This is a genomic window from Amycolatopsis sp. VC5-11, assembly GCF_037034185.1.
In the GTDB taxonomy this organism is placed as follows: domain Bacteria; phylum Actinomycetota; class Actinomycetes; order Mycobacteriales; family Pseudonocardiaceae; genus Amycolatopsis; species Amycolatopsis nivea.
The window spans coordinates 894,438-902,768 of record NZ_JBAGKF010000002.1; the positions used below are offsets into that span (position 1 = coordinate 894,438).

The following is an 8,331-nucleotide window of genomic DNA, read 5'->3' on the forward strand; positions in this document are numbered from 1 at the left end:
TGCGCCAGTCAAGCGAACCGCGCGGATCCGCCAAAACCCGTTGCGCGGCAACGGGTTCACCGAGAAGACCGACCGCCCGGTTTCCCCAGCCTCACACCGTGTCGGCGGGAGGAGTCCCGGCCGGATCGAACTTGTGCAGCCGCCGCGGCGGGACCACGGCGTTCAGGATCGTCTGCCACATGAACGTGATCCGCTCGTGCAGGTCGGTCCGCCCGGTCAGCACCTGCGAACTGAGCTGGGTCCCGGTGAACGACGCGACGACGTACTGCGCGAGATCGTGCGCGTTGACCTCTTTCCGCACGTCGCCCGCGGCTTTCGCGGCGAGCAGCAGGCCGTGCACGGTGTCGTTCCACTGCTTGTAGGCGTTCGCGGCCGGGGCGACGAACGACCCCTGTTCGATGACCAGCCGGATGCCCGCGCGCACGCGCACGTCGGTGCGCAGGCTGTGGCCCATGTTCTGGGTGAGGTCGATGGCGGTCTGCAGACCCGGGTTTTCGACGTCGGCCAGCGGGTCCCACACGATGAACTGCTCGCGGATCAACGCGTCCGCCAGTTCTTCCTTGGACTTGAAGTGGAAATACAGCGCGCCCTTCGTCACCCCCGCCTCGGCGAGGATGTCCGACAGGCTCGCACCGAGAAAGCCGACCGCGTCGAACCTGGACGCGGCCGCGTCGAGGATGGCCTTGCGGGTCTGCTCCGCGCGTTCCTGGCGAGCCACTGCGCACACTCCTTTCGGGAAGCCGCGGGCCCGGAACGGCCGCGCAGGCACGCCAGTCTACCTCCGTCCCGGCCATCGGATCCAGAAGAAAAAAACCGGTAGGTAGGTATGGTTTTGTCCGGCCGTATCCGCTAAACATGGTGTGGGGGTACTGGGGAAGTTCTTTTTTCTGGGAGGACCGACATGGTCGGTATGTTGTTAGAGGAGTCTGTCCGAGGAACCTTCATCACCGATGGCGAAAGTTCGCCGGGCGGACGCCCGGTCGACTTCCAGCAGACGATCCCGCGCAATCTCGTGCACCGCGCGGCCGTCTCGGAAGTTTTCGTCACTGATCTGAACATCGTGGGCGAGGGGCAGTTCGAGGTCGGCGCGCAGTGGCCGCGCCGGCACGGCTTCTTCGGCCCGCGCACCGCGGGGTCGCACGACCCCATGCTGTACGCGGAAACCACCCGCCAGGCGTCGCTGCTGATCGCGCACCGCGCCTACGGCGTTTCGCTCGGCAACGCGTTCATCTCCGACTGGAAGACCAGCTCTATCGCCCCCGAAGGGCTGGTCACCGAAGGTCGGCCGATCGACGTGGTGCTGCGGGCGAGCGCGCACGACCCGGTGTTCCGGGGCAAGAATCTCATCGGGATGCGGACCGAGTTCGGCTGCTTCCGCGACGACGAACTGGTCGGCACCGCTTCGGAAACCTGGCGTTGCGTGTCCCCGGCGGTCTACCGCCGGCTGCGCGGCGACCATTTCGCGGCGACGCCGTTCCAGGCCCGTGCGCTGCCCACGGTGGCCCCGGCGCTCGTCGGCCGGGACCGGGGGGAGGACGTGCTGGTCGCGGAAACCGCGGTGCCGGGCACGTGGTCGCTGCAGTTCGACCCGGACCATCCGGTGCTGTTCGACCACTCGGTGGACCATGTCCCGGGCATGGTGCTGATCGAGGGCGCGCGGCAGGCGGCGCTGCTGACGCTCGGCGATCCGTACGCGCTTCCGTTGCGTTCGGATTTCGAGTTCTCCGCCTACGTCGAGTTCGATTCCGAATGCCTGCTGGTGGCGGAGGAACTCGAACCGGACGCGGACGGCTGCCGCGTGGTGCGGGTGGTGCTGGAGCAGAAGGGCCGCGCGGCCGCCACCGGCATCCTGGCGATGCGCAGGTCATGACTGCCGGCCTGGGGGCGGACAGTACGACCGGGGACATCCTCGTCACCGGAGCGACCGGGTTCATCGGTTCGGCGGTGCTGCGGGCGTTGCTCGCCCGCGGCGCCGCGGTGCGGGTGCTGGCGCGCGGTGCGGTGCCGGAGTGGATCACGCGATCCGGCGCGCGGATCCACCGAGGCGATCTCACCGACGCCGCCGGGCTGGCCGGGGCGTGCACGGGCGTCGCGACGCTCGTGCACGCCGCGTCCCGGATCGGCGGCACCGAAGAGGAATGCGCCGAGGTCAACGACCGCGGCACGGCCCGGCTGCTCGCGGAAGCACACCGCGCGGGCACGCGGCGCGTCGTGTACCTCAGCACCTGCGCGGTCTACCGCGACGGCGAGCATCGAGGCGCGCCCGAGGACACGCTCGACCTCGGGCCCGCCTCGGCCACCAGCCGCACCAGGCTGGCCGGAGAACAGCGGGTCCGCGCCGCGGGCGGGATCGTTCTGCGGCCGCACCTGGTGTACGGCGACGGAGACCGGCACGTGGTCCCCGCGCTGGCGAAGTGGCTGCGAGCGGTGCCGGCGTGGGCCGCGGGCGGCATGGCTCGGACATCAGTGGTGTCGTCGTGGGATCTCGCTGCCGTGCTCAGTGCGTTCGCGCTGGACCCGGCACTGGGCAGCCCCGGCGAGGTGTTCCACGTGGCCGACCCCGAACCGGTGCGGATGCGCGAGCTGCTCGAAGCCGTCTGCGGCACGCTCGACCTGCCGGTTCCCGATGCGGACCTGCCGCTTGCCGAGCACCGGGCGCGCACGCCGTGGCTCAGCGAGCACCAATGGTCGCTGCTCACCCGGGATCATTGGTACGACAGCGAAAAGGTCTGGAAACTCACCGGAGTGCCGCCGGGACCGGGGCTGCGCGTCCGGTTGGCCCAAGCCCGGAACTGGTATCGGGAAACGCTGGCAATTCCCGCGCCGGTCTGATCGGGGCGAATTCATTCGGCGATAAACGACGGCGGCCCTCCGGAAATTCGTCCCGGACGGCCGCCGCCGTTTCCGCGGAGTTCATTTCGGTGGCGGCGGACCCGGGCGCGGCGCGAAGATGATCGTCATGTCCCGACGCGAGCTCGTCGTGCTGGGTTCGGCGAGCCAGACACCGACCCGGCACCGCAACCACAACGGCTATCTGCTGCGCTTCGACACCGACGGCGTCCTCTTCGATCCGGGCGAGGGCACCCAGCGGCAGATGATGTACGCCGGCGCGACGGCGAACGAACTCACGCACCTGTGCGTGACCCACTTCCACGGCGACCACAGCCTCGGCCTCGCCGGCATCATCCAGCGGCTGTCCCTGGACGCCGTCGCGCACCCGGTGCGCTGTCACTACCCGGCGTCCGGCCAGGAGTACTTCGACCGCCTGCGGCACTCGACGTCGTTCCACGAACGCGCCGAACTGGTCCCGCTGCCGATCTCCGCCCCCGGCCCGCTCGGCGGCGCGCTGTCGGCGTACCCGCTGGAACACCGCATCGACTGCTTCGGCTACCGCTATGCCGAACCGGACGGCCTCCGGATGCTGCCCGACGCTCTCGCCGCAGCCGGCGTCCAGGGCCCCGCGGTCCGAAAACTCCAGGCCGACGGCGTACTCGAGACCGCGAACGGCCTGGTCCGGCTGGAAGACGTGAGCGTGCCGCGCCGGGGCCAGGTGGTCGCGTTCGTGATGGACACCCGCCTGTGCGCGGGCGCGTTCGCCTGCGCACAAGAGGCGGACCTGCTGATCGCCGAATCGACCTTCCGCGCCGCCGACGCCGAGCTGGCCTACCGCTACGGCCACCTGACCAGCACCGACGCCGGACGGCTCGCCGCGGAGTCGGGTGCCCGGGAACTGCTGCTGACGCACTTCTCGCAGCGCTACCCCTACGAGGAGGCGGACCGGTTCCGCGACGAGGCCGCGAAGGTGTTCGACGGAGAGATCCACGTGGCACGGGATCTGGACGTGGTGCCGCTGCCGCCGCGCCGGTGAGGAGTGGAATGGTGCCACCGGTCCCCGCTGACCTGCTGGAAATCGCCGAAGCGCTCGTCCCTGGTGCCCCGGTCGGCTCCGCTCGCCTTGCCACGCAAGGGAATATGCACCACGTGGTGCTGCTGCCCGGCGTCGCCGCGGTACGGATCAGCAAGCGTCCCGATTCCGCCGCCGAGCTGCCACGCCGAACCGAGATCCTCCACGCGATCACGGCGGCTGGCCTGCCGTTCGCCATACCGGAGCCGCTGACCCCGGTCACCAGCTTCGGCGATCGCGCGGCCGTCGCGGTTTCGTGGATCGACGGCGAGGGGTTGCCGGAAGGCGTCGGCGATCCAGCAGCGTTCGGTCCGCTGTTGACGGCACTGCGCGAGGTCGAGATCTCCCCGGCGCTGGAAGCCGTTCTCCACCGCCCGCGCAGCTCGGACTGGGCGGAGGTCCTGCACGACGTCATTCCCCGGCTGCCGGCGAAGTGGCAGGACGACGTCCGGCAGCGGCTCGACACGCTGCTCGCGCTCGAAGACGTCCCGGCAAGACTCGTCCACGGCGACCTCGGCGGCGCCAACGTCCACTTCACCGCGGACGGCAAGCTGACCGGCGTCCTCGACTGGGACCTGGCGGTCCTGGCCGACCCGGCAATCGACGCCGCGCTCGTCGCGACCTGGCACGGCTGGGACGTCCTCCGCGCGGCCACCGACGAGGAGACCTGCCGCCGCGCCCGGGCCTGGAACGACCCGATCGGCGTCGAACACCTCCACCCACTCTTCGCTCAAAAGCCGCTGACCAGCATCGATGGCTTCGTCCGCGCCGTCGTGACCTGGCTGGAGACCCACCGCTAAAAATCTTCTCAAGAATTTTCGGCCGCGCTGTCGGATCGGGTCGCCGGTGTTCGTAGCAGTAGTGAAGCCGCCCGCAAGGGGCAGCACCGAAGCGAAGGAACCGACCATGAAGCTCACGACCGTGACCCAGCTGACCGTCGACGGAGTCGTGCAGGGCAACGGCGGCGCGTCCGAGGAGGACCGCCGAAACGGATTCGACCGCGGCGGATGGGCGCTGGGCAAGGGCGACCAGGACACGCTCGCGTTCATCAACGACACCTACCACCGCGCCGACGCCTTCCTGTTCGGCCGCCGGACGTACGACCTGTTCGCGGCCTCGTGGGGCATGATGAGCGCCAACGCCGCCCCCGGCCGCGAACGCATCCGGCTCGCCCTGAACGAGCGGCCGAAGTACGTGGCCTCGAAGACGCTCACCGCCCCGGCGTGGTCCGGCACCAGCGTCCTGTCCGGCGACCTGGCGACCGCCGTCGCGGACCTCAAGGCCCGGCCCGGCGGCGAACTGCAGGTGCACGGCAGCGGCACCCTGGTCCGGCGGCTGCTGGAAATGGACCTGGTCGACGAGATGATTTTCCTGGTGATCCCGGTGATCGTCGGACAGGGCCAGCGGCTTTTCCCGCAGAACGGCCCGGATCTGGCCCTGGATCTGGTTGAGTCACGAGTGGACACGAAGGGCGTGACGACGCAGGTCTGGCGCCCGGCCGGGCGTCCGCAGTACGCGGGCCGCTGACCTCAGAAAGGATCCTGCGATGCAGTACCTGATTTCCGTGATCCACGACCAGCCCCCTTCCGTCACGCCGGAGGAGGACGCGGCGATCGACGTTTTCAACGAGCGTCTCCAGACCGAAAACCACTGGGTGTTCGCGGGCGGTCTGGCCGCGCCGGAAACCGCGACCGTCATCGACAACCGGGACGCGGCGGGAATGGTCACCGACGGCCCGTTCCTGGAATCGAAGGAATACCTGGCCGGCTTCTGGATCATCGAGGCGCCGGACCTCGACGTCGCGCTCAAGCTCGCCGCCGAAGGTTCGAAGGCGTGCAACCGCAAGGTCGAGGTGCGACCGTTCCAGTGAGCGACGTCCGGGAGGCGATCACCCGCGCCCACCGCGAGGAGTGGGCCCGGGTGGTCGCCGGTCTGACCAAACGTTTCGGCGACCTGGACATCGCCGAAGAAGCCGCCGCCGAGTCGTTCGCGACCGCGGTGGAGCGATGGCCGTCCGACGGCGTGCCGCCCAACCCCGGAGCCTGGCTGACCACCACCGCCACCCGCAAAGCCATCGACCGCATCCGCCGCGAAAACAAACGCGACGACAAGCAACGGGAGGCCCAGCCGGTGTACGACGCGACGCCTCCCCACCTCATCGACGACGACCGCCTCCGCCTGATCTTCACCTGCTGCCACCCGGCGTTGGCCGCCGAATCCCGGGTGGCCCTGACCCTGCGCATGGTCGGCGGCTTGACCGTGCCCGAGATCGCCCGTGCCTTCCTGGTGTCGGAAAGCACTATGGGACAACGGATCACGCGGGCGAAAGCCAAAATCAAGGCCGCCCGCATCCCGTACCGAGTGCCCGCCGCCGAAGACCTCCTGACGCGCGTCTCCGGTGTCCTGACCGTGCTGTTCCTGGCCTTCAACGAGGGCTACCTTGCCACCGGCCCCGACACCGACCCCGTGCGCCAGGACCTGACCGCCGAAACGATCCGGCTGACCCGCCTGATCCGCACCCTGCTCCCCGACCACGGCGAGGTGACCGGCCTGCTGGCGCTGATGCTCCTCACCGAAGCCCGCCGCCCCGCCCGAGTGTCCGCCGACGGTGAGCTAGTAGCCCTGGACGAACAAGACCGTGCGCTCTGGGATGTGTCGCTGATCGCCGAAGGCCACCGCCTGGTCCGCGAACGCCTCGCCACCGGCGTCGCTCCCGGCCGGTACCAGCTCCTGGCGGCGATCAACGCCGTGCACACGTCCGCGCGGGACATGCGCGAGACCGACTGGTCGCAGGTTCTCGCCCTCTACGACCAACTCGTCCGCGTCGATCCGTCGCCGATCGTCGCCCTGAACCGCGCCATCGCCGTCGCCGAACTCGACGGCCCTTCGGTGGCGCTGGGTTTGGTCGACGGTCTCGGGGACCGGTTGGCCGGATATCACCCGTACCACGCCACCCGCGCTGACCTGCTCCGCCGGTTAGGCCGCGACGAGGATGCGCGCGCGGCTTATGACCGGGCGATCGAGCTGGCGGGCAACACCGCGGAGACTGCTGCGCTGTCTCGTCGACGGGATGAGTTGCGGTAGGGGCGTCGACGCACGAAACGCCGGTCAGTCAGCAGCCCGACGTGCGCACATGCCGGTGCCCCCTGGCCGGGAAGTCCGGAGGCGCGGGCGGCAGCAATTCAGCGAGCATGTAGCGGCATTTTTCCGCGACCCGGCAGGACGCCGGATTGTCTTCGGCATGCAGCAAGTCCAAGCGGTTCACCCGGACGATCTGCTGTGTGTCGAGCGCCCACCGCGACGTGACTTCCAGCGCCTGGGCAGCGATGCCCCGCCCGCGAGCTTGGGCAGCCGTCCAGTAGCCGACCTCGGCGGCACCAGCGTCCCGGACCTTCACTACGACGTGACCGACCGGCGTGTCGTCGACGGCCGCCACCGCGAAGCTGAATTGCGTCGCGGAGTCCCAGCCGGATGCCTGTGCGTCCAGCCACCGCTGAGCCTCGGCGTCGTTGGCAAGGGAAGTCGTCAACCGGCGGCGCAACAGCGGATCGCGATGTGCGTCAACCAACACCTGCCGATCTTCCGACCGCCACGGGCGCAGTCGCAATGTGGTCCGGGGGATGGGGAGAAGGACGGTCACGACTTTCCATTCTGCACCGCCCAGACGTGTCGCGCCCGAATACGGACCGAGCAATATCCTTGCCCGACAGCGAATTCAGTTGTGCTGCCCGGGAATGTCGCCGCAGTAGGGTAATCTCACCGCATGCTCATCGAGGTGGACAGAGGCTAGCCGCCGGGTTCTCGGCGGCGTACCGGCCGACGAGTGCCCTGGCCCGACTCTTTCCCACCAATTCCCCCTTCGCGCCCTTGGCGTGCGCTCCGCTGTGCGCTGGTCGCGGGGACGATGACCTTCAGGAGCACTCATGACGCACGATTCGCCGCGTCCGCCATTCGACCCAGAACTCGCCGCGATGCTGCCCGCACTAGCCGACCACGTGCCGGTCGGCATGACCGCGGACCGCTTGCCGCATTACCGGAACCTCCCTTTCCCCAGCATCGAAGAACAAATCGGCGACCGCCCGGTCCGCTGCGCCCACCACACCATCACCGGCTACGACGGTGCGGAGATTGCGGTCTCCGTCCTGTCCCGCGCGGACCACGAGACCTCCGGCCCCGGCATCTACTACCTCCACGGCGGCGGAATGGTGATGGGAGACCGCTTCGCCGGAGCGAGCCCGCTGATCGAATGGGTGCTGAAGTACGACGCGGTCGCCGTCACCGTCGAGTACCGGTTGGCCCCGGAACATCCCGACCCGGTCCCCGTCGAGGACTGCTACGCGGGCCTGCGCTGGACGGCCGCCAACGCGAACGCCCTGCGCTTCGACCCGCAACGCCTAGTGATGTTCGGCGGCAGCGGCGGCGGAGGA

Annotated in this window: 10 protein-coding genes; 8 read left to right on the forward strand and 2 right to left on the reverse strand. The window is 69.4% G+C overall.

Annotated elements, in window-relative coordinates; genetic code table 11:
• Positions 1 to 91 precede the first annotated feature (91 nt).
• Positions 92 to 718 (reverse strand): ScbR family autoregulator-binding transcription factor, encoded by a 627-nt coding sequence (locus WA670_RS11455; RefSeq protein WP_336157664.1) that lies wholly within the window; start codon positions 716 to 718, stop codon positions 92 to 94.
• A 183-nt stretch (positions 719 to 901) separates the two neighbouring features.
• Between WA670_RS11455 and WA670_RS11460 the strand changes: the two genes are divergently transcribed.
• The 7 genes from WA670_RS11460 (at position 902) to WA670_RS11490 (ending at position 6,988) form a co-directional block, all read left to right on the forward strand.
• Positions 902 to 1,870: a ScbA/BarX family gamma-butyrolactone biosynthesis protein gene (locus WA670_RS11460; protein WP_037810543.1), complete on the forward strand. Its 969-nt coding sequence runs from the start codon at positions 902 to 904 to the stop codon at positions 1,868 to 1,870.
• Complete coding sequence (locus WA670_RS11465) at positions 1,867 to 2,832, forward strand: NAD-dependent epimerase/dehydratase family protein (RefSeq protein ID WP_336157665.1); 966 nt, start codon at positions 1,867 to 1,869, stop codon at positions 2,830 to 2,832. The genes WA670_RS11460 and WA670_RS11465 overlap by 4 nt, the downstream gene beginning before the upstream one ends.
• A gap of 127 nt (positions 2,833 to 2,959) precedes the next feature.
• Positions 2,960 to 3,868 carry a ribonuclease Z gene (locus tag WA670_RS11470; protein WP_336157666.1) on the forward strand — a complete coding sequence of 303 codons (909 nt, stop codon included), beginning with the start codon at positions 2,960 to 2,962 and terminating at the stop codon, positions 3,866 to 3,868.
• A gap of 8 nt (positions 3,869 to 3,876) precedes the next feature.
• Positions 3,877 to 4,704 (forward strand): phosphotransferase, encoded by an 828-nt coding sequence (locus WA670_RS11475; protein WP_336157667.1) that lies wholly within the window; start codon positions 3,877 to 3,879, stop codon positions 4,702 to 4,704.
• Positions 4,705 to 4,810: 106 nt separating this feature from the next.
• Positions 4,811 to 5,431: a dihydrofolate reductase family protein gene (locus WA670_RS11480; RefSeq protein ID WP_037810540.1), complete on the forward strand. Its 621-nt coding sequence runs from the start codon at positions 4,811 to 4,813 to the stop codon at positions 5,429 to 5,431.
• Between the two features lie 19 nt (positions 5,432 to 5,450).
• Positions 5,451 to 5,774 (forward strand): YciI family protein, encoded by a 324-nt coding sequence (locus WA670_RS11485; RefSeq protein ID WP_336157668.1) that lies wholly within the window; start codon positions 5,451 to 5,453, stop codon positions 5,772 to 5,774.
• A complete protein-coding gene (locus tag WA670_RS11490; RefSeq protein ID WP_336157669.1) occupies positions 5,771 to 6,988 on the forward strand; it encodes an RNA polymerase sigma factor in 1,218 nt (405 codons plus the stop codon). Before WA670_RS11485 ends, WA670_RS11490 begins: the two co-directional genes overlap by 4 nt.
• Positions 6,989 to 7,016: 28 nt before the next feature.
• Here WA670_RS11490 and WA670_RS11495 read toward each other — a convergent pair whose 3' ends face one another.
• A complete protein-coding gene (locus WA670_RS11495) occupies positions 7,017 to 7,544 on the reverse strand; it encodes a GNAT family N-acetyltransferase (RefSeq protein WP_336157670.1) in 528 nt (175 codons plus the stop codon).
• Positions 7,545 to 7,827: 283 nt separating this feature from the next.
• Between WA670_RS11495 and WA670_RS11500 the strand changes: the two genes are divergently transcribed.
• Positions 7,828 to 8,331: alpha/beta hydrolase (locus WA670_RS11500; protein WP_336157671.1), on the forward strand; the 504-nt coding region annotated here is incomplete at its 3' end.